This window comes from Clostridium perfringens, assembly GCF_016027375.1.
Lineage (GTDB): Bacteria > Bacillota > Clostridia > Clostridiales > Clostridiaceae > Sarcina > Sarcina perfringens.
In genome coordinates this window covers 1,521,948-1,543,147 of the sequence record NZ_CP065681.1, presented here as the reverse complement: position 1 = coordinate 1,543,147, position 21,200 = coordinate 1,521,948, and the positions used below count along the sequence as shown (strand labels likewise).

The window sequence follows — 21,200 nt, the reverse complement described above, 5'->3', positions numbered from 1 at the left end:
AAAATCATATAATTTTTGAATAGCCTTTTATGTAAACTAAACTACTATTTTATTTCTAATGAATTGCTACTACTTAGTATTTTATCATACTTTCCTATTTGACCAACTGAAATATTTTTAATATTTGAAGGAATTTCAGTAGTTGTTAATGTATTTTCATCTATAAAATTAGTTTCTTTAATCTTTCCATTTATAATAATTTTGCTCTTATAATTAAAATTATCACCAGTTACAGTTAATATATCATCTTTTATATCATAATTATTTAGAGTTATTTCCTTTAATCCCATCTTCATATTGGTTTTTTCATATTTATTTTTATTTTCATTTAGGATATATTTATTTCCAAATAGCATGTCATATTGAAGAAGTTCAAAATCTTCTTTGTAATTCTCATCATCCTTACATGCATTATGGAAAGTAGGCATAACTCCTGCCACCATATTAAGCTTTTCTAATATATATGTTGTAAACTCCTCTGCTTCCATATTTACATTTTCCTTTGGTAAGCCAATATTATCCCATATAAAGAAATCAGCTAAATATTTATTTCCATCTTTTAATACACTCTCATCATCATTTATTATCTTTAATGAAGGTAGATGATCTCCAAACATAGCGATTACTGTAGGCTCTCCTGAAGATTCTACATAATCTAAAAGTTCTTTTATGTATTCATCAACCCCTCTTAATTTATCTATGTAACATTGAAGTTCATTTTTTTCTTCTTGATCTAAATCTCCATCCACTGTATAATTTTCAAAATCTGAAGAAGAATATCCTCCATGACTTTCTACAGTTACATTATAAATAAACTGAGGCTTTTCATTATTAGATATTATATCTTCTATAGGTTCTATGTTTAAAACATCCTCTGGATATTGCCAATCAGCATTAGTAGGTTTGTCCATATACTCCATAGATATATATTTATCAAATCCTAAGTTAGGATACACTGTGTCTCTATTATAAAAATTTCCTTCGTAATTATGTATAACATTTGTTCCATACCCATAATCATGTAATATATAAGCTAAACTTTCAACTGGCTGTTTTTTAAGTATATTATTATTAGGTATTTCACCTACTGGTAAGTAATCAGTACTTAATCCAGTTAGCACTTCAAATTCACTTCTAACAGTTCCCCCTCCATAAGTAGGTACCTTTAAAAAGCCATTTGTTGATTCACTAGCTATTTTTCTAAAGGTTGGTATAGGGTCCTCTGTAAAAGTTAATCCATTTATTCTATCTAAATCCATAAATGATTCTAATTGAACAATTATTATATTAGGAAATTCTGATGGCATAGCAGATGCCATTTTAGTATCATTACTAGCTAGTTGTGCTTCTTCAATTATATCATTCTTTATTTTCTCAATAGATGCCTTATTGTAATCACTTGGCTCTTTAACCTTAAATCCTGCTGCAGTATCTAAAAATGAGTACATAAACCCATTTCTCTCATAGGAAACTGGCAAATCCCATCTATATACTTCTATACTCCCTTTTGCATTTCCATAAAAAGCTCCTACAGCCAAAATAGATAATGGTAAAATTATAAAGCCATATGGATTAATCACTTTATTTCTACTTTTATATCTTTCACTAAACCATAACAATACTAATATTGCAATTATAATTACTAAGGCTATAACAGCATATTTTAAAATATTTAAGTTTAAATAATTTCCTGCTATAGCTAATCCTTCTTTAAAAGAAAACATATCTGCCCATATAAGTGGTGTTCCTCTAAAGCCTAGTATTACTCCACTTGCCATATAAAAGCCCATAAGAATAGTGCTTATTATTCCATAAACCATTCTAGTCTTCTTAAAGAAAAAAGCTATTGAAGTAATCATCAAAAATATTAGATAGTTTAATAGAAATACTGTTGTTTGATTATCTAAAAAATCCTTTCCATTTTCAATAGATCCTCTATGAAATGACTCCCCTAAAAATACTAATAGAAAAGATAGAGTAATCCAAATAAATACGTTAATCCCCAAATTCTTCAAAGTTTTTTTATTTCCTAAAACCTCTTTAAAGTACTTTTTGTTCATTTTATGCCTCCCTTAGAACGAATGTAACAAAACAAGACTTAATTAAGAATTAAATTTATAAATCTATATTGATTATTCTAACTTATTTAAGAATTTTATGCTATTTTAATTTTGTTAATAATCGTTAAATGAATATTAATCATATTTACTAATATAATATAATTTTATTTATTGTATTTTATTTCATCATAATTATAGCCAAACTTTATATTTTTAACCTTATTAATAGTAAAACATGTAAGTTTATCTAAATATTTTTATCTTAATATTTATATTTAAATTATAATTTTTTATTTTATATAACATTGATTTTTTGTTTTTATAAAGATTTCTAAATCATTAATAAATTGAAATAACATAGCTCTATTTTCAAATTCTTCTCTGGTTACTGGAAGTTCTTGTTCACTTAACTCTTTTTTTAATCTATTTAATCTATTAATAAGAATATTTACATTAACTTCTTTACCTATTACAGAGGCTACCTCTTCTGTAAAATTAGCAACTAGTTCAGTCTGTTTTACAGTAATAGATATTCTTGAAAAGTGTTCTCTCATGTACTTTAACATTTGAAATTGAACTTCTCTCATATCTATGTAATGCACATAGTACTTAACATCTGAAAACAAATAGTTATTAAAATTATCATTGGCTCTTTTTTTAGCTAACTCTATTCTATTTTCAAGTTCATCAAAAAGTCTTTGTTCCTTTATTGAAACACTATGTGTTCTTAAAGAATATGCCATATCCATAAATATCTCTTTTATTTTTTCAGATATATAATCTATATCTTCTTTTATCTTTTCCTCATTCTTAGGCATATAACTATTTAATATTAATGCAACTAAAACCCCAACTAGCATAAGACCTAGTTCATTTATTATCCAATATGAATTCACCTGTTTCTCAACTAATAAATGAGTTACTAAAACAGAACTTACAACAATTCCATCTGTCACTTTTAGTTTTACTGTTAAAGGTATAAAAACTAAAAGATATAATCCAAAAACAACTGAGTTAAACCCTAATGCTAAGAATAAAACTGAAGACACTATTAAGGCTATAATAACAGATTCTATTCTCTTTATAGCTATCTTTAATGATTCTCTTTTTGTACTCTGTATGCTAAGTATGGTTATAATTCCTGCTGAAACCCAGTAACTTAGCCCTAATTCTTTTGCTATTATCATAGCTATTACAGCGCCTATTCCTGTTTTCCAAGTTCTAACACCTATAAATCTCATTTTTTCAACTCCGTATAATTAACATTAAATTTTTCCATAGAATAATAATATAATTAAAATTTAAAATAATCAAATTTATGCATTTTATTTATTAAAATGGGAATACTTTCATTTGAAGCTATTTTTAAGAAAGGGTTGAGACATATTATGAGAATTCCAAAACATATAGGGGTTATCCCAGATGGCAATAGACGTTGGGCTGTAGAAAATGGACTTGAAAAAGATCAAGGATATTTACATGGAATTGAACCTGGACTTGAACTTTTTAAACTTTGTCAAAAACTAGATATTAAAGAAATAACTTATTATGGTTTTACTACAGACAATACGAAAAGACCATCATATCAAAAAAAGGCATTCATAGATGCCTGCATAAAATCAGTAGAATTAATTGCAAATGAAGATTGTGAATTGCTTGTTATAGGGAATGCTGATTCTCCAGTTTTTCCTGAAGAGTTAAAAAAATATACTAAAAGGACTAAAATGGGTAAAGGTGGCATACGCGTTAACTTCCTTGTTAACTATGGTTGGGAATGGGATTTAAACCTTCTAAAAGCCTGTGACATTAAGAGTAAAAATATCTATGATAATATTCAATCAAAGGATATTTCAAGAATAGATTTATTAATAAGATGGGGCGGTAGACGTAGATTAAGCGGATTTTTGCCAGTTCAATCAGTTTATTCTGATATATACATAATTGATGATTTATGGCCTAATTTTAATAAAGATCATTTCTTTAATGCTCTTGAATGGTACAACGATCAAGATATTACCCTAGGCGGTTAATTAAATGAGTCCAAATAAAAAAGCTATAATAGTTGGAGCTGGAATAGGTGGATTAGCTACTGCTGTTCGCCTTCTTGTTAATAATTTTGAAGTAGATATTTTTGAAAAAAACTCTAAGATAGGTGGAAAAGTAAATTTAATTGAATACAAAGATTTTAAGATAGATTCTTCTGCTTCAATATTTATGCTCCCTAAGCCCTATTTAGAAGTATTTAAATATGCAAAAAAAGACCCTAAAGACTATATAGAACTTGTAGAATTAAATACTTTATATAAAGTGTTTAATGATGAAGGGGATAGTTTTAATATTTATTCAGACTTTCTAAAAACTACAGAGTCCTTAGAAAAGGTATTTAATGATGAAAGTTCAAATTATTATAAATATATATCTGACTCATATAGAAGATATCTTTTAGTAGAAAAATACTTTTTAAACAGGAGTTTTTTCACCTTAAATTATTGGAGATATTTTAAATCTTTACCTGAACTAATTAAAATACATCCTTTTAAAAATTGTTATAAAACCATTGAAGAATATATAAGTAATGAATATTTAAAAACCTTATTAGCTTTTCAATGCATGTATATTGGGGAGTCTCCCCTTAAAAGTTCTAATGTTTTTAATTTAATTCCATCAACCACTCAAATATATGGATTATATTATATTAAAGGTGGAATGTACTCTTATGTGAAGGCTTTAGAAAAATTAATCCTAGAACTTGGCGGTAAAATACATCTTAACTCAAATGTAACTAATATACTTATGGAAAAGAATGTAGCAATTGGAGCAAAAATAAACCATGAAAATATATTTTCTGATTTAATTGTTTGTAATTCAGATTTTACTTATACCATACAAAATTTACTTCCTAGAAGTACATTTAAAAATAAAATTTCTAAGCGAAAACAAAATAATTTATCCTTTTCTTGCTCTACATTTATACTACATTTATTTCTTAAGAAAAAATATAAAAATTTACATGTACATAATATAGTACTTAATTTAAATAAGAAAGAAGTTTTATTAGCTCCCTTTATAGATGGGCCCTTACCAAAGGAATATATATATTATATCTATTGCCCAAGCTCAATAGATACTTCATTAACTCCTCGGGATTGTGAATGCATTAATATAACAGTACGTGTTCCAAACTTAAAAAAATATAAATCAAAATGGAATGAATCTACAATTGTTTCTTTGAGAAACAAAATCTTATATGACCTAAGTAAAATTAAAGGTTTAGAAGATATAAAAGAAAATATAATTTACGAAAGCTATACAACACCTCTGACCTTAAAAAATGATTTTAATTGCTTTTTTGGTGCAGCTTTTGGTCTTAATCATAATTTATTACAAACAACTATTTTTAGACCTCAGGCAAAAATAAAAAAACTAAAGAATATATATTTTGTAGGTGATTCAGTACATCCTGGCTCTGGAATATCAATGTCTTTAATCTCAGCTAAGCTATGCTGTGAAAAAATAATATCAGATTTTAGCTAAAATAAAAAGAGGTGTATTATGATACATCTCTTTAAAAATCTTGTATTTCATTTATATTTTCCTTAACCACTTCACTAAAAATACCAACTATTTCTGGATCAAATTGAGTTCCACTACATCTTTCTAGTTCTATTAATCCTTCATCATAAGTTTTTCTTTTATTATAAGGCCTACTTGAAGTCATAGCATCAAAACTATCTATTACAGTTAAGACCCTTGCTAAGTATGGTATTTCTTTCTCCTTTAATCCTACTGGATATCCAAAGCCATCATATCTCTCATGATGATATAAAATAAGAGGCACAACATTCTTTAAGGAATTTACTGATTTTATTATTTCTACTCCATCTTTAGGATGTTGCTTTAAGATCTCCCATTCCTCTTTAGTAAGTCTCATCTTTTTAGTTAATATTTCATTTGGTATATTTATTTTACCTATATCATGCATATAAGCCCCATATATTAGCTGCTTTTTCTCATCTTCTGAAAGTCCTAATTTTTTAGCCATAAGTCTACTATAAATAACTACTCTTTCTACATGGCTATATGTATATTTATCCTTTGCATTTATAATACTTATTAAAGTTTTTATAGATGCTACAAGAGCATTTTCCTCTTCATTTAAATCTCGTTTTAATTCATCTAAAACAGATACATAAGTTTCAACTCTATTTTTATGGAAAAATTTAGCTCTATATAATGCATCATCAGCACATTTAACTAATTCTAGCTCACTTTTAGCTTTATCTGGGAATACAGCTATACCAACAGATACTGTAAAATTAGCATTAGGTTGATTTTCTTGTCCTTCAAAATATGTTTTTTCTACTTTATTTCTAATTCTTTCTGCAATTTTAGTAGCTTCCTCTTCTGAAGTATTAGGTAAAATTATTGCAAACTCTTCTCCTCCATATCTAGCTACTAAATCATTTTCTCTAGCTATATTTTTTAGAAGTTTTCCTATTTTTTTTAATGCTTCATCGCCTTTTTGATGTCCATACAAATCGTTATAATGCTTAAAATAATCTATATCCATAAATATTAATGACAGTTTCTCATTTTCAACCTCACTAATATGCATTTTCTCTCTTAATTTATCATAAAAATATCTATGATTATAAACCCCTGTTAATCCATCTTCGTTAACCAAGGTTTGTAATTCCTTTATGTGATCATTTTCAGTTTTTACATAAAAACCTAATGTCCAAGCTGTTAAAACAAATACTCCTGCTAATATTAAATCATTTTGAAAATAAATATTTACATCAGCATTCCCTGAATAAATCAAATCTATAACTAAAATAATAGCTGATGACACTACAGAAACCACACATCCTCTATGCATGCCTCCCTGTATTGTAGATGTTATTATAATAAATAAAAATAAAAATTTATTATTACTAGAATTCCCTCCTGAAACTAATATAGCCATTATAAATATAATCATAAATAAAATTATTTCTATTAATTGTATCTTATTTATATGATCTTTATATTTGTTTAAACTAGCTAAACTCCAAAGTATGTAAATCGTTGATAATAAGAATATACTTATTAAAATTGATAATATACTGTAATACGCTAAAAATTTATTGTTATACTTTGTAAGATTAAAGGTGTATTGTAAAAAAGCCATAGCTGAAAATAATAATGATGATACTTTTACTATTGATAATATTTCATCAACTTTTTTCTTTTTATTATCATTTACATCCCTAATCATATTCTCCCTCTCTAATCTAGTATAAAATAAGGCCGGTTTAAAACCGACCTTTAGGTAAATTATTCATCTCTTAAAGATTTTGGTTCCTCTGGTTGGTGTGTAAACCAAAGACATGCTGAAGTAGCAACTGTTGTTGCAACTACTGTTGTTAATGCAGCAAATAATGTTAATAAGTTTTTGTTTAATTTTTTCATTTAACTCATCCCCTCAAGATTTATAATAATTTATTTGTAAAAGAATCTATAGTTTTTAACAATATATTTCCTATGTAGGTTAGAGTCATACATTGCCATGCTACTCCAAAGATTATACTTAACATAACAGGCTTAGCTAAACTCCATCCTGAATTATAATATAAAATTATACTTAATACTTCAATAAATAAATATATAGTTAAAATCTTTAAAGATCCTTTTTTCATGCGTTTTTTCTTCTTTTCGGTTTTTATTGGTTTATTTTTAGTATCTACTGGAGCAAATTTAAAAACTATAAAATATCCAAAAACAAAAATAACTATTCCAATAAACACTACAAGCTCAAAGTTCATTTTTGCAAAAAAACTACTTTTTATTAAAAAACCAATACATATTGAAATTATTATGCCTAATAAAGTACATACATTAGAGGATTCTGAATGTGCTCCTCCAGAATATTTTCTAAGTATGCTTGCTGTAAATAAAAATATCAAAGCTTCTAAAGCTATATTAAACACTAATCCCAGTATAAGTACTGAAATTATTGATATTAATGTTTGTATTAGAGCATAAGTTCCATACTGAATAATTTCTTTTCTTTCATTATCATAATTTAATTCACTAGAAACTTTTTCAGCTATTAACTTCGATATATTCTCAATCATTTTATCTCAACTTTCCTTTTTTTGATGCTATTAAATAATAATAAGTAACAATAACCATAAACATTATAGTAGATGGAATACCTAATATTGTTTTTGTAAATACATTTTCAAATAAATAATCAATATTTTCATTGAAAAATTTCTCTATAAATAATAAGTTTAAACCTTCACATAAAAATAAAATCATTAATATTAATATTGATGCTTTTATACTTACTATTAAATCTATTTTATTAACATTGAATGCTAAAAATATTAAAACAAATATGTTCAATATTGTATGAATACCATAATTTATAGGTAATAATCTAATTAAATAAACTACTAATACCAATATCAAACTTGAAATTAAATATTCCTTCTTTTCTAACTTTTTATTAGCGAAAGCATACATGGCTAACATCATCGTAAGAGCTTCTGGTATTCCCCTTACTAAAGTTTCAAATAAAGTTACTTTTAACATTCTTCCTCCGCTGTCACTAAGCAAATATATTCCTTTGCTTATATTCATTTTTCTCATTAGTTTTTTTAACTGTAACATATATTATTATGACTACAAAAACTCTTATAAGTATATCACCAATACTTAAAACACTATATCCTACATCTATTATGTCACTTAAATACTTATATTTTACTGTACTTGTTCCTATCATATGTATATCATTTACCTTTGAAATAGTGTTAGGCTTAAGATATCCTGTTAAATATGATAAACTTGGGAAAACAGGCATTTCCCCACCGTTAGCAGCCATTACAATATGATTTAAAAAAGTTCCTGCTAAAATAAATAACGATCCAATTAAAGCACTTACATACTCTTTATACCAAAATATAGGTATTAAAAACAAGTACATATATATACTTTTAAACCAAGGTGCCCATTTTACAACATCATAGTTACCCATAAATATACTTATCTGAAAGACTATATAAATAGCTTCAAAAATCAAAATAGGATAGATTGTCCAACTTTTAAAGAAAGGCTTTAAACTATATCCTTTTATTTTTGAAATTATTAATGCTATAATCACTGCTTCGATCATTATTTTACTCCTTTAACTAATTGTAAAGCTTTAACAAATTATTAAAACTTTATCCATTTAAATTAAATCATATAATTCATATTAAATCAATAATAAACACCCATTTTTTACAAAAAAAATTGAGCTTTTTTTGTTTTTAATGATAAATTTCTCATTTTTTGCTTGTTTTATCTTTTAATTTTTTTAATGTTAATAAAAATAAAATTAAACTTAAAACTCCAATAACAAGTTTTAAATTTTTTTGAGAAGCCATTATCACCCCATAACTTGCTAAAACTTCTAATAAAATAGACGGTATTTTCCCTAAGAACGTAGATATTATAAATGTAAGACTATTAACCCTGCTCATAGCAGCAGCTAAGGTTACTAAACCTGATGGAATAAAAGGTATTAATCTTCCTTCAAAAATTAAAATCCCAACATTTCTCCCTTCACTCTTTACAATTTTATCTATTAATTCGTATTTCCCTTCAATATTTCCTGCAAATTTATTTATACCTTTTCTATATACTTTAAAACTTATCCATCCCCCTATAACTTCACCTAATAAAGAAATTAAAAATCCATTTATAGGACCAAAGAATACTATATTAGCTCCTGTAACAAATACAGAGGGAACTATCCCAAGTAATGCTATAATTACACTTATAAACAAACTTATAAATATAGCTAACTCACTATATTGATTAAAAATATTTATTAAACTATTTATATTTTTCTCCTCCTCTACTTACATATTAAGGCTATTAATTCTCATTTTAAGTATATCCTCCAAACTGCCAAAGTTTCAACATATTTTACCTAATAGTAATATTATTTATTTCTATCTAGCACAATCTTATATACAATTTCCTATTTAATTAATAAAACTTTTTTTAATTTTTAGCTATAATATTTGAAATAAAAGTCTACACTATATACTAAATTTCACATAAAAAATAACTGTCTTAATTTAAGACAGTTACAAAAGATTAATTTCTCATTATTATATATACTGTATATCCAATATAAAGAGCTAAAAGAAATACCCCTTCATATTTAGTAAGTACTTTTTCTTTTTTCTTATTTAAGAAAATTAAAGCACCTATTATTAAAGTGACAATTATAAGGAATATTAAATCTATTGATAAACTTTTAGCTATTGTTATAGGGCTTATTACGGATGATAAACCTAATATTAATAATATGTTAAAGGTATTAGATCCTAATATATTTCCAAGAGCTATGTCATTTTCACCCTTTTTAGCTGCCACTAAAGAAGTAACAAGTTCTGGAAGAGAAGTACCTATTGCCACAATTGTAAGACCAACTAATTTTTCACTCAGTCCTAATCCTAAGGCAATTGCAGAAGCTGAATCAACAACTATTTTTCCACCTAATATTATTCCTATAACTCCAACTATTGATAAAATTATATTTTTAACTGTGCTATTAGGTGACTTTATGTTTTGCTCCTCAAAATCTTCAAATTCTGCAGTTAACGCTACTTCATCTTCTTTTTTATTGCTTCTCTTAACTGTATATATTAAATATATTATATATGTTATGCACATTAAGACTAATACTGCTCCATCTATTCTAGATAAAGAATTTTTACTTCCTATTAGTCCAGTAAAAGTAAAAACATATAAAATAAAAGTTGCAATTAAATTTACTATAAAATCATTTTTTATTATGTGCTTCTTTATGACTAAAGGAGCCACAATGGCTGTACATCCTAAAGCTGCTAAAAGATTAAATAAATTTGATCCTAAAACATTTCCCATGGTAATATCATTGCTACCTTTTAGTGAAGCTGATATACTTACTGCAAGCTCTGGGGCACTAGTTCCTAAGGATACAATAGTAAGTCCAATTATAACAGCTGGAACTCCTAGCTTTTTAGCTATTCCTGAAGCCCCATCAACAAAAAGATCTGCTCCTTTAATAAGTAAAAGGAACCCTATTATTAGAAATATGTAGTTCATTAATTCCTCTCCATTTCAAGTAACTTTATTAAATATAGATATTTTTTTATAAATTATAAGTATTATTATACTATTTATTTAAATAATTTCTATATTATCGAAATTTGTTTTCATCTAGTTAATAATTTGTCTAAACATCAAAGCTTAACTGCTCTCTTTCTTCTGTTATTATATTTTCTTCTAAAGATGATATTGTTATTCCTAATAATCTTACCTTTTTATTTTTAAAATCAACTATGCTTATAAGATCTTTTACACATTCCATTATTTCCTTCTTTTCTTTTAAAAAGTGTTCTAAAGTAATACTTCTTGTTATATGTTTAAAATCGTTAAACTTCACCTTTAAGGTTACAGTCTTTCCTTTTTTATTTAATAAACATAAACTCTCACTAACTCTTTCTGCTATTCTCTCTAAAATCTCTATCATTTCATCTATATCTTCTATGTCTTCTCTTAAGGTAATTTCTTTACCTATAGACTTTCTAATCCTGTATGGATTTACTGGTCTATTATCTATACCCCTAGCAAATTCATATAATATCTTGCCCCTGTCACTAAAAATATCTATAAGTTCTTCTTCAGAAAATTTAAGTAAATCCTCCCCCTTAAATACCCCTATATTATTTAGCTTATTTTTAGTTACTCTTCCAACGCCAAAAAATTTTCCTATAGGTATATTTCTTATAAAATCCTTTGAATTCTCCTCTGTTATTACTGTTATACCATCTGGTTTTCTAAAATCTGATGCCATCTTTGCTAAAAATTTATTAAAAGAAACTCCTGCTGAAGCAGTAAGACCTACTTCTTTAAATATTCTTTCCTTTATTTCAAGGGCCATTAAGGTTGCAGAACCTTTGCACCTTTTGCTTTTACTTACATCAACAAAAGCCTCATCTAAGGACAAGGGTTCTACAAGATTAGAGTATTCATTTAATATATTCATAACCTGCCTAGAAACTTTTTTATAAACCTCCATCCTAGGTCTTATAAAAATAGCTTTAGGGCATAATTTATATGCAGTTAAAGAGGGCATAGCTGAATGTATTCCGTATTTCCTTGCTTCATAAGAGCAAGTTGCAACTACTCCTCTTCTATTTGGGTCTCCACCAACAATCAACGGCTTTCCTTTATACTTAGGATTATCTCTCTGTTCAATGGATGCATAAAAAGCGTCCATATCTATATGAATTATCTTTCTATTCTCTTTCATAAAGCCTCCATGCAAACATATGTTCATTTTTAATTTTACACTAAGACTTTTTAAATTCCAATATTATAAAAGATAAGTTTTAAACAATAAATCTATTTAAAACTTATCTTAAAATACAGGTAATTAATAAATTAAAATTCCTTTATTTAACCTTTTCAGGCTCCTTATACTCTATTCCCTTTGTATCCACCTTAATTGATTCTATAACAACATCCTCAACTGGTTTATCATTTGCTCCTACTGAAACCTTTTCTATTTCATGAACCACATCTAATCCCTTAGTAACTTTTCCAAAGGCTGCATATTGACCATCTAAATGTGGTGCTTCTTTTGTAACAATAAAGAATTGACTTCCTGCACTATCAGGATTTTGAGATCTTGCCATTGATAATATTCCCTCTTCATGCTTAATATCATTTTCTACTCCATTAGAAGAAAATTCACCCTTTATCATATATCCTGGTCCACCTGTACCTGTTCCCTTTGGATCTCCACCCTGAAGCACAAATCCCTTAACTATTCTATGGATAGTTAAGCCATCATAAAATCCACTATTAGCTAGGCTTATAAAGTTATCAACGGTATTTGGAGCTTTGTTTGGATATAACTCTGCTTCTATAGTTCCAAAATTCTTAACTTCAATAGTAGCTACAGGTAATTTATCCTCTGGTATATTTTCCTTTGCCTTTTTACCTGTCCCTCCACATCCTATTAAAAGTAAAGATGCCATTGTAACTCCTACTACTATTTTGCTAACTTTCTTTAATAAACTCATTTTTATTCCCCTTTCTTAGAATTTATTACTAATATGTTTTAAATTATATCATCTAAACCATTTAAATTTATGTCATATAAGCTATTAATTTGTTTCTATATAATTAAATTTTCCTAAAACAAAAAAAGGTATGTATTCTTTTTTGTATTATAAGAATACATACCCAAAACTTTTTTATTATACTTCAAGTTCCTCAACTTCAACAGCGAAGTTCCCACAATTTTTACAAACATTTATATTAACTAAATAGCTCTTGTCTACTTTTTTATCTCTTAATAATTTATTATAAGTAAGACCTTCATAAGCTTTTTCTATATTGCTTATTACAAACTTTCCATTCTTAGCATAAATAAACATATTAAACTCTAAAAATGGGAAGCTCTTCTTTTTTTCCTCTAATCCAAATTTACATTCTTCACAAGGGCCATCATAATAGGCTTTTCCAAAGCTAACTCCCTCACTACTATTTAATATTTCAAAAAGCTTATCTATATCAAAACCTTCAACATCTTCATTAAAGAAATAAAGCAATTTATCCTCTGATAAAGTATATTCTTTTTCATCAAAAGTGAAACTAAACATTTAATCATTCCTTTCTATGAACAATTCACATTTTATTATTATCTCTAAACATATTTAATAACTTTAAAGACAATATGTCAAACTAAATTTCTTTTTTATTAAACCCTTTATTTCTATTATTCCAATATAAACTTCTCTATAGCCTTAGCAACACCATCATTTTCATTTGTATCTGTTATATAATCCCCATATTCCTTAATAAAGTCTGGTGCATTTCCCATTACTACAGATAATCCTGCCTCTTCTAGCATAGATACATCATTTCCACTATCACCAATGCATATTACTTCTTCTAAGCTTATTCCTAATTTATCTGCAAGGGCTTTAACTGCACTTCCCTTTGAAGTTCCTTTTTTCATGATCTCTATACATCCACCCCAAGAAGCATAAACTAAATCTACTCCTTCTAAAGCTTCAAATTCCTCCTTAGCTTCTTCTATATTAGGTCCGCCTTCTTGTTTTATTATTATAAACTTTAATATATCTTCTCCATGTTCATCATAAGCATCTCTTAAATCATCATATTTATAGAATTTTATTTTTTCTTCTTCATCTACCCAGCTATTCATAAGCCTATGACTATCATCCTCTGGAATATCAGTATCTGCTATTAGTCCATCTGTAGAATCTACATAAGCTAAAAACTTATATTTGTTTATAATATCACATATTTTAAAGTAAGTTTCTCTGTCTAGTGTAGATTTAAATATTACCTCATCAGTATTTTTATCCTTTATATATGAACCATTTGAACAGATTAATGGTGCATTTACTCCTATTATATTCCCATATATCCTAGCTGAGGGAAAAACCCTTCCTGTTGATATGGCAATATGTACTCCTTTTTCAATGGCTTTCTTTAAAGCCTCTTTATTTCTTTCACTAACTTTGTGATGAGAATCTAAAAGCGTACCATCCATATCTATACAAACTAATTTATAATTCATTTAATTCTCCCCTTTCTAAATTAAATTTTATATAGACTTTCTTTTTTAATCAAGATTTAATATTTTAATATACAGCCCTTAAATAAAAGTAGCTATGTTGTAACTTAAAATTCTATTTGTTATAAATTCTATATAATATTTTTCTAAAGACTTATAAAGTTATCTTCTAAAATAAAAAACTTATAAATATCTTCTGAGAACCTCTGAATTCCACTAAAAATTTAAGTTCATTCAAATATTCTCTTCCTAATATTTATAAGTTTTATTTATGAGCTATTTTAGTATAACCCTTTAAAATTCATATTATTTATTTTTATATTTCTCTAATTCTAAATCTACCTCTGAATCTGAAGTTTTATCTTCTTGTGTGTTTTGTGTTCTATACTTATTTAATTCATCGTCTAAACTTAGTTCTTCTAATTTAGCAAATTCATCATCTAAGCTTTCACCTTTTAATTCTTCTAATCCAGCAGCATAACTCTCTTTTCTTGAAATACTTCTTTCTATATCATCAATATTAATTGAATTACTCTTACTTTGAACATTTGCAATAACTTCATTTATTTGTTTTGAAGCTTCAGCATTATTAAGTCTAGCTACTGCTTCATCTCTATAACTTCTTGTTTTATCTAATTCTTTTTCTAATTCCACTAATTTTGCTTTTAAAACATCAGCTTTAGCTCTTTGTCCTTCATAGCTTGCCTTTAAAGACTCAAATTTCTTGTCACTATCTAATTTAAGTTTTAAAGCTTTCTTAGCTAACTCTTCATTTCCTTTGCTCATTGCTAATCTTACTTTTTCATCATACTGAGCTGACTCTTCCTTAGCTTCATTCATTTTCTTTTCAGTATCTTTTAAGTTACCAAAAATTTGAGCTGATGATCTTTTAGCTTCATTAAAAGATTTCTCCATATCTCTTATTTTTTGATCTAATAATTCTACTGGATTCTCCATTTCATCTAAAGCTGAGTTAGTCTTAGCCTTAATCATATTTGATATTCTATTAAATATTCCCATTTTATTACCACCTTTACCGACTTTTTATTTAGATTTATTATACTCTCTCTTTTTTACAAATTCATGTCATAATTATTAATTTTAACTATCTTCTTTTTCTAATTGCAAATATTATTAAAGCTATTAATAAAATAGTTCCAATACCTATAAAAGGTCTTCTTATGAACATAAAACTAAACATATTTCCAAACATATTAAGTATATTATTTAACATAAGCATATCAAAAAAGCTAAATCCTCCTGAATTGCTACTTCTATAGCTTTTATTTGAACTACCACTGGATTTATCATTATTTTCATACTTATTATTTTCTTTAGAACTTCCTTCTTGATTATTAGGGGCTTTGCTATTAAACTTATCTGTAGTTGAATAATTATTATTTCCCTGTGTACTACCTTTATCTGAGTTACTAGAATCTTTTCCACTTTCTACCTTATCAGAGCTTGAATTACTTCCTGATGAAGGTTTATTAAACTTATCCGTAGTGGAATAATTACTATTTCCTTGGCTTTTTTTCTTTTCACTAGATGAACTACTAGGCTTAGAATACTTTTTACTAGAATTATAAGAACTACTCTTACTTGAACTTCTAGAAGAACTTCCTGAACTCCTTGAGCTACTTCTAGAGCCCCCACCTGAGGATCTTCCACCTTTAGCAATAGTATTTTCTATACCAAAGGTTTCTGCCTTAACTTTTTTAATTGGAGAAATATTAAAACATCCAACTAAAAAGAAAAAAGCTATAAAAAATAGGACTAACTGACCAAACCTCTTATGTTTTTTCACCTCTTCCCCTCCTTAAATGTATTATATATCATCATTATAAATTAATTATTAAATTTTGTATATTTTAATAGTCTAAATTCATAATTATTTGATAATATATGATATCATAAATATATATATTATTTATATGGTGAAGGAGTATAGCAAATGAATGCAAAGGAATTTTTAGATAAAGAAAAAAATACTTATGGTAGTCTTTACAGTGAGCTAATTTTTGTTTTAGATGATATTGAAGATTTAAGCGAAGATTCTACTTTAAAGGAAAGAGCATACTACAAAAATATTAAAATATTAAAAAAATATAATGATTTATTAGATAAGTTATCTAGAGAACTTCCAGAAAAAAAATCTTTCCTGTCATTTTTAAATAAATCTAAAGAAAATGAAATTATAAAAGAATGTGAAGATTTCAAAAAAACTTATAAAGATTCTCTTGATAAAATATTTGTATGTTCTAAATGCATGTGTGTAAAATGCATAAGAGAATGTGGCTTTAACCCATGTTTATCATGTAACAAAACTGGAAAGGTTAATTATTGTGATAAAGAAAATACTAATCTTATAGTATTTAAAAACTTTATAAAACAACAATACAATAATGAAACTAATGAAAATGAACCTATTGAAATTCTTTGTGAAGTGGAAATGTTAGATATGGACAAGCGTTTTAGAATAATTAAAGAAGTTTTAAGTGGTGAACAATTTGTGCTTGAGTATGTCTACAATATAAAAGATGGTGATTTATATAATTCAATTGAGGATGTAGACCTATTTAATGAAATAATAGATATTTATGAAAGTAATAAGATATAAATTAAAATAAAGTATTTAAACACTTAATAAGGGCGTGTATTAAAATAACCTTTTATATTTTAATACATCCCTTAAAATCTTATTTTATATATCTACTTTTTATTTAATATTATCTTAATTCTACAAGTTTTATATCTAATTTAATTAAACAATAAATCTAATATTTTTTCACCAGCTTTTCTATTCTCTCCTTTATAAGGGAAACAATGAATATGTATTGCTGGGTTAAAATTCAATTCTATTATGCCATGATTTTTTTCCTTTGCCTCTTCCTCTATATTATCTATTACCATATCTACTCCGCATATAAGGGCTTTAACAGCCTTAGCAGACTTTAATGCTACCTCTTTATAACTAGGATGTATTTTGTCAGTAAAGTCTATACTGTCTCCTCCTGTGCTTATATTAGAGTTTTCTCTTAAATAGATTTTTTCTCCATTTTTAGGGATATACTTAAAGCTTAGTCCTTGATTTTTCAAAAACATTTCTTCTATCTCTCCTAATTTTATTTTTTCTAAAGGAGTCTTATATCCCCTTCCTCTTAATGGATCTTTATTCTTTTCAAAAACAAGCTCTTCTATGGTACTTTCTCCATTCCCAATTACATTGGCAGGTTCTCTATGAAGTATTCCTACTACCTCTTCCCCTATTACAAGAAATCTATATTCCTTTCCTGTCATAAATTCTTCTATAAGGATTGAACTATCCTCTCTAAAAGCTATTTCAACAGCTTTATCATAGTCTTCCCTTGAATATTCTCCAGGAAATATACTAATTCCTAAACCAAAATTAGTAGACTTAGGTTTTATAACTATTTTCTCATCCTTAAATAATCTAAAATCTTTCTTTGCCTCATCTATATTGTCATAATCTTTCCCCTTAGGAACCCTTATATTATTTTCCTTTAAAATATCCTTAGTAACTAATTTATTTTCCATTATTAAGGCAGTTATATATGAATCCTTAGAAGTTTTTGTTGCTTGCTTAACATATTCAACCTTTTCTCCATCACTAAGAGAAATAAAGTTTTCTAATCTATCCATCATATTAAACTCTATTCCTCTTTTAATAGCATCTAATATTAATATTTGTGTTGATAATTCTAAATCTTCATAACCAACTAAATTAAATTCTTTATTTTTAAAGTTATTTAAGTACTCCTTAGCTAATCTCATATGGAAATTAATATATCCCTCTTCTTTTATATCCTTAATAAGTTTCTCTGAAATTGTATCATGAGGATTATTAATTTTTTCTAATGCTCTTTTGATAACATTTTTAAATTCCTCATTATTTGAAAATAAGATCTCTACAATTTCATCCATTTCACTTAGTATTTCTCTTCCTTTGTCTTTTAATAAAACAGGAACTCCATTTTCATGTATAACAGCGTCTTCATTTCTGCCCTTTAAGGCAACCATATCATGATTTTTGAAAAATTCTTCTTGATCTTTATATGTTATTTCCTTGTTCTCTTTTAATAAAGTATAAATCATAAATAAGTGCACTAGATAAAGTGTTTCTTTACTCACTCCTTGAATACTTAAAGGATCTAAGTCTAAAAGTCTTACCTCTAAGTAATCAATCCCCTTGTGAAGTAAGCTTTCAAGCATGTCTTCGCTTCCTAGTGATTTTAACCTTATAGGGTTATAATATTCTTTTATACTTTGTATTTCCTTATCCTTAACTAAATTCTTTATGTCACTAGCATATTCTCCTATACTGTTATATGAAACATAATAGTCCTTTTTATTTTTATATCCATAAGAACTATTTCTTAAAGAAGTATAATCTTTTATATAATAAGAATCCTCTCCTAAAATTTCACCATCTTTTTTAATCTCATCTATATAACTTTCATGGAAAACAGGACTTGCTCCAGTTAAGTATATTAATAACCAATGATATTTTTGAAAGTTTCTAGCCATTCTAAGGTAGATATCATCTTTAAATTCTCTAAAATCCTTTTCCACTTTAAGCTCTTTATAAAGTAACTTAATAAATTCCTCTTTAAATGAAAAATTATAATGTATTCCACTTATTACTTGTTTCTTTTTGCCGTATTTATAACTAAGATTTTCTCTATATAATTCATCTTCTCTATTAGAAAGCTTAGCAATTGGAATCTCCTCTTCCCTTGGTAATATAGGAGGATTACTCTGTGGCCATAAAAATTCTCCATTTTTCATAATCTCTAAAGATACAACCTTATTTAAATTACATATAAAACTATAAACTTCCTCTAAAGTATTACAGACAGGTGTTACCATTTCTAACTGACTCTCAGAAAAATCTGTTTTTATATATGCATTCTTTTCCCTATCTCCAAAGGCCTTTGGATGAGGTGTTAAAGCTAAGTTTCCGCTTTCTGTAACCCTAACATTTTCTTTTTCTAAACCAAAATTAGCCTTTATAAAGTAATCTTCTAAACTTTCATCTTTTATAATTTTTAATAAACCTTTATCTAAATTCACCATTTCTCTCCTCCTGGAATTCTCTTATCTATACTAACCAGTTCTATTTAACCATTTATAATAAAACATCTACTTATGTATTATTTATGAACTAACCTATTTTTCTTTTAAATTATATTAATCGATAAAAATAATATAATATTTATTAATCACCTTAATTCTTATAGGAATTCTAGGCTTTATTATAAATATATAAGAAATTCCTTATATAGTCAAAGGTGTTATTGTATTTATTTCTTTTATTTTTTCAAAATTACTTTCTTTTTCTCCATATTTCTAAACACTCTAAAAATCTCTATTAGTTAATACGTTTTATTTTTATAATTAAAAATCTTTTATTTCTTATAGTAACCTTTTTCTTTAATTTTTATTTTATAAATAAAAAAACACCATAGCTTTTTAACTATAGTGTCTTTTAGAACATTTTTCTTTAATTTCTTTAAAACTATTAAACAACCTATATAATATTGGATTTTTTTCATTCATTTCAAATTCAAAGCTAGTTTTTGCCAAATTCATTATAGGACTCATAAGATTCATAGTATCCTCATAACCTTGCTGTGCTCTTAATCTTTTTGCATCTATATCTAAATTTAATGTTCCATTTATCATGCTATCATCTAAGCTCTTAGGCACTATTTCTATTATCTGAGCATTTGGATAAAGGCTTCTATCTACAGTTCCCTCTTTAGATAAATGTACTACAATAATTAAATCACAACCTTCTCCATAAACAGGTTGAATTGGTGTATTATCAACCATTCCTCCATCTAAATACTTTTTACCATCTACCTCTGAGCTATCATATATTAAAGGAAGTGATGCTGAGGCCATTATTATTTCTCTTCCTACCTCTTCATCATAATCATTAATTCTAAAATATTTAACCTTACAATCTGGTAATTCCGTACAGGCAGCATAACAAATTTTTCCTGATTCTTTAACCTTATTTATATCTATAAACTTATTTACAACTTCATAAGCTCCATCCTTAGGAAAATCTCCATTTTCTAATCTATCTGACATATGTTTTTTTACAAAGTTAATACTTTTTACCCCTAAGGCTAAAGCTACACCTTTTTTCAACAAATCCATTTTAGTCATAGGAACTAATTTCTCCATAGTAACTTCATCCCATAAGGCTTGAGCATTGTCCATATCCCCTTGAGCAAATAGGGCAGCATTAAATGCACTAATAGAAGTTCCTGATATAACTTCTATGTACTTGTCCAATTTCATTTCAACTAAAGCTTTCCAAACACCCAGTTCATATGCTCCTTTTCCTCCCCCACCTGATAAAACTAATCCAACTTTCATAATATTTCCTCCATTCATTATTAAATGAATCGTTTTATACCAATAAGATATCCATTATATTATTTTACTACATTATGCAAAAAATTGAT

20 protein-coding genes are annotated in these 21,200 nt (G+C 26.7%); 3 read left to right on the top strand and 17 right to left on the bottom strand.

Features of this window, described 5'->3' with window-relative positions; all coding sequences use genetic code 11:
* Positions 1–44 precede the first annotated feature (44 nt).
* Both I6G60_RS07575 and I6G60_RS07570 read right to left on the bottom strand, forming a co-directional pair.
* Positions 45–2,060 (bottom strand): LTA synthase family protein, encoded by a 2,016-nt coding sequence (locus tag I6G60_RS07575; protein WP_003478151.1) that lies wholly within the window; start codon positions 2,058–2,060, stop codon positions 45–47.
* A 290-nt stretch (positions 2,061–2,350) separates the two neighbouring features.
* A complete protein-coding gene (locus tag I6G60_RS07570) occupies positions 2,351–3,301 on the bottom strand; it encodes an aromatic acid exporter family protein (RefSeq protein ID WP_003449684.1) in 951 nt (316 codons plus the stop codon).
* Between the two features lie 147 nt (positions 3,302–3,448).
* Between I6G60_RS07570 and I6G60_RS07565 the strand changes: the two genes are divergently transcribed.
* Complete coding sequence (locus tag I6G60_RS07565) at positions 3,449–4,090, top strand: undecaprenyl diphosphate synthase family protein (protein WP_003464496.1); 642 nt, start codon at positions 3,449–3,451, stop codon at positions 4,088–4,090.
* Positions 4,091–4,094: 4 nt separating this feature from the next.
* Positions 4,095–5,594 carry a phytoene desaturase family protein gene (locus tag I6G60_RS07560; RefSeq protein ID WP_110034676.1) on the top strand — a complete coding sequence of 500 codons (1,500 nt, stop codon included), beginning with the start codon at positions 4,095–4,097 and terminating at the stop codon, positions 5,592–5,594.
* A 31-nt stretch (positions 5,595–5,625) separates the two neighbouring features.
* On the opposite strand, the gene I6G60_RS07555 is transcribed toward I6G60_RS07560, so the two are convergent.
* The 13 genes from I6G60_RS07555 to I6G60_RS07495 all read right to left on the bottom strand — a co-directional run bounded on the left by I6G60_RS07555 (position 5,626) and on the right by I6G60_RS07495 (position 16,507).
* On the bottom strand, positions 5,626–7,317 hold the full coding sequence (locus tag I6G60_RS07555; protein WP_070956954.1) for a bifunctional diguanylate cyclase/phosphohydrolase: 1,692 nt from the start codon (positions 7,315–7,317) through the stop codon (positions 5,626–5,628).
* A gap of 59 nt (positions 7,318–7,376) precedes the next feature.
* Positions 7,377–7,511 (bottom strand): cyclic lactone autoinducer peptide, encoded by a 135-nt coding sequence (locus I6G60_RS07550; protein ID WP_003449588.1) that lies wholly within the window; start codon positions 7,509–7,511, stop codon positions 7,377–7,379.
* Positions 7,512–7,531: 20 nt separating this feature from the next.
* Positions 7,532–8,176, bottom strand: a complete 645-nt coding sequence (locus I6G60_RS07545; protein WP_003455887.1) for an accessory gene regulator B family protein — start codon at positions 8,174–8,176, stop codon at positions 7,532–7,534.
* Between the two features lies 1 nt (position 8,177).
* Entirely contained in the window at positions 8,178–8,639 is a 462-nt protein-coding gene (locus I6G60_RS07540; protein ID WP_003449794.1) for a hypothetical protein, read from the bottom strand.
* A gap of 16 nt (positions 8,640–8,655) precedes the next feature.
* Entirely contained in the window at positions 8,656–9,222 is a 567-nt protein-coding gene (locus tag I6G60_RS07535; protein ID WP_003449620.1) for a DUF5317 domain-containing protein, read from the bottom strand.
* Between the two features lie 151 nt (positions 9,223–9,373).
* Positions 9,374–9,877: a TVP38/TMEM64 family protein gene (locus tag I6G60_RS07530; RefSeq protein WP_110034675.1), complete on the bottom strand. Its 504-nt coding sequence runs from the start codon at positions 9,875–9,877 to the stop codon at positions 9,374–9,376.
* 316 nt (positions 9,878–10,193) lie between these two features.
* Positions 10,194–11,189 (bottom strand): calcium/sodium antiporter, encoded by a 996-nt coding sequence (locus tag I6G60_RS07525; RefSeq protein WP_197925692.1) that lies wholly within the window; start codon positions 11,187–11,189, stop codon positions 10,194–10,196.
* Between the two features lie 130 nt (positions 11,190–11,319).
* Complete coding sequence (gene dinB / locus I6G60_RS07520) at positions 11,320–12,399, bottom strand: DNA polymerase IV (RefSeq protein WP_003478157.1); 1,080 nt, start codon at positions 12,397–12,399, stop codon at positions 11,320–11,322.
* Positions 12,400–12,541: 142 nt separating this feature from the next.
* Entirely contained in the window at positions 12,542–13,174 is a 633-nt protein-coding gene (locus I6G60_RS07515) for a peptidylprolyl isomerase (protein WP_003455975.1), read from the bottom strand.
* Positions 13,175–13,351: 177 nt separating this feature from the next.
* Positions 13,352–13,756 carry a DUF3785 domain-containing protein gene (locus I6G60_RS07510; RefSeq protein WP_003455893.1) on the bottom strand — a complete coding sequence of 135 codons (405 nt, stop codon included), beginning with the start codon at positions 13,754–13,756 and terminating at the stop codon, positions 13,352–13,354.
* 116 nt (positions 13,757–13,872) lie between these two features.
* Entirely contained in the window at positions 13,873–14,703 is an 831-nt protein-coding gene (locus I6G60_RS07505; protein ID WP_003455945.1) for a Cof-type HAD-IIB family hydrolase, read from the bottom strand.
* A 303-nt stretch (positions 14,704–15,006) separates the two neighbouring features.
* Positions 15,007–15,720, bottom strand: a complete 714-nt coding sequence (locus I6G60_RS07500; RefSeq protein WP_003455961.1) for a PspA/IM30 family protein — start codon at positions 15,718–15,720, stop codon at positions 15,007–15,009.
* A gap of 85 nt (positions 15,721–15,805) precedes the next feature.
* Entirely contained in the window at positions 15,806–16,507 is a 702-nt protein-coding gene (locus I6G60_RS07495) for a hypothetical protein (RefSeq protein ID WP_003455926.1), read from the bottom strand.
* A gap of 147 nt (positions 16,508–16,654) precedes the next feature.
* Here I6G60_RS07495 and I6G60_RS07490 point away from each other — a divergent pair, with 147 nt between their 5' ends.
* Positions 16,655–17,320 carry a hypothetical protein gene (locus I6G60_RS07490; RefSeq protein ID WP_197925690.1) on the top strand — a complete coding sequence of 222 codons (666 nt, stop codon included), beginning with the start codon at positions 16,655–16,657 and terminating at the stop codon, positions 17,318–17,320.
* Between the two features lie 140 nt (positions 17,321–17,460).
* On the opposite strand, the gene gshAB is transcribed toward I6G60_RS07490, so the two are convergent.
* Together gshAB and I6G60_RS07480 are read right to left on the bottom strand one after the other, a co-directional pair.
* On the bottom strand, positions 17,461–19,797 hold the full coding sequence (gene gshAB / locus I6G60_RS07485; RefSeq protein ID WP_164788658.1) for a bifunctional glutamate--cysteine ligase GshA/glutathione synthetase GshB: 2,337 nt from the start codon (positions 19,795–19,797) through the stop codon (positions 17,461–17,463).
* Between the two features lie 396 nt (positions 19,798–20,193).
* Positions 20,194–21,111, bottom strand: coding sequence for a patatin-like phospholipase family protein (locus I6G60_RS07480; RefSeq protein WP_197925688.1), 918 nt, complete (start codon positions 21,109–21,111; stop codon positions 20,194–20,196).
* Positions 21,112–21,200: the final 89 nt, after the last annotated feature.

Bases quoted from the DNA above. Each gene is read 5' to 3' on its own strand.
- I6G60_RS07575 (WP_003478151.1), bottom strand. From the start codon at position 2,060: ATGAACAAAAAGTACTTTAAAGAGGTTTTAGGAAATAAAAAAACTTTG.
- I6G60_RS07570 (WP_003449684.1), bottom strand. From the start codon at position 3,301: ATGAGATTTATAGGTGTTAGAACTTGGAAAACAGGAATAGGCGCTGTA.
- I6G60_RS07565 (WP_003464496.1), top strand. From the start codon at position 3,449: ATGAGAATTCCAAAACATATAGGGGTTATCCCAGATGGCAATAGACGT.
- I6G60_RS07560 (WP_110034676.1), top strand. From the start codon at position 4,095: ATGAGTCCAAATAAAAAAGCTATAATAGTTGGAGCTGGAATAGGTGGA.
- I6G60_RS07555 (WP_070956954.1), bottom strand. From the start codon at position 7,317: ATGATTAGGGATGTAAATGATAATAAAAAGAAAAAAGTTGATGAAATA.
- I6G60_RS07550 (WP_003449588.1), bottom strand. From the start codon at position 7,511: ATGAAAAAATTAAACAAAAACTTATTAACATTATTTGCTGCATTAACA.
- I6G60_RS07545 (WP_003455887.1), bottom strand. From the start codon at position 8,176: ATGATTGAGAATATATCGAAGTTAATAGCTGAAAAAGTTTCTAGTGAA.
- I6G60_RS07540 (WP_003449794.1), bottom strand. From the start codon at position 8,639: ATGTTAAAAGTAACTTTATTTGAAACTTTAGTAAGGGGAATACCAGAA.
- I6G60_RS07535 (WP_003449620.1), bottom strand. From the start codon at position 9,222: ATGATCGAAGCAGTGATTATAGCATTAATAATTTCAAAAATAAAAGGA.
- I6G60_RS07525 (WP_197925692.1), bottom strand. From the start codon at position 11,189: ATGAACTACATATTTCTAATAATAGGGTTCCTTTTACTTATTAAAGGA.
- dinB (WP_003478157.1), bottom strand. From the start codon at position 12,399: ATGAAAGAGAATAGAAAGATAATTCATATAGATATGGACGCTTTTTAT.
- I6G60_RS07515 (WP_003455975.1), bottom strand. From the start codon at position 13,174: ATGAGTTTATTAAAGAAAGTTAGCAAAATAGTAGTAGGAGTTACAATG.
- I6G60_RS07510 (WP_003455893.1), bottom strand. From the start codon at position 13,756: ATGTTTAGTTTCACTTTTGATGAAAAAGAATATACTTTATCAGAGGAT.
- I6G60_RS07505 (WP_003455945.1), bottom strand. From the start codon at position 14,703: ATGAATTATAAATTAGTTTGTATAGATATGGATGGTACGCTTTTAGAT.
- I6G60_RS07500 (WP_003455961.1), bottom strand. From the start codon at position 15,720: ATGGGAATATTTAATAGAATATCAAATATGATTAAGGCTAAGACTAAC.
- I6G60_RS07490 (WP_197925690.1), top strand. From the start codon at position 16,655: ATGAATGCAAAGGAATTTTTAGATAAAGAAAAAAATACTTATGGTAGT.
- gshAB (WP_164788658.1), bottom strand. From the start codon at position 19,797: ATGGTGAATTTAGATAAAGGTTTATTAAAAATTATAAAAGATGAAAGT.
- I6G60_RS07480 (WP_197925688.1), bottom strand. From the start codon at position 21,111: ATGAAAGTTGGATTAGTTTTATCAGGTGGGGGAGGAAAAGGAGCATAT.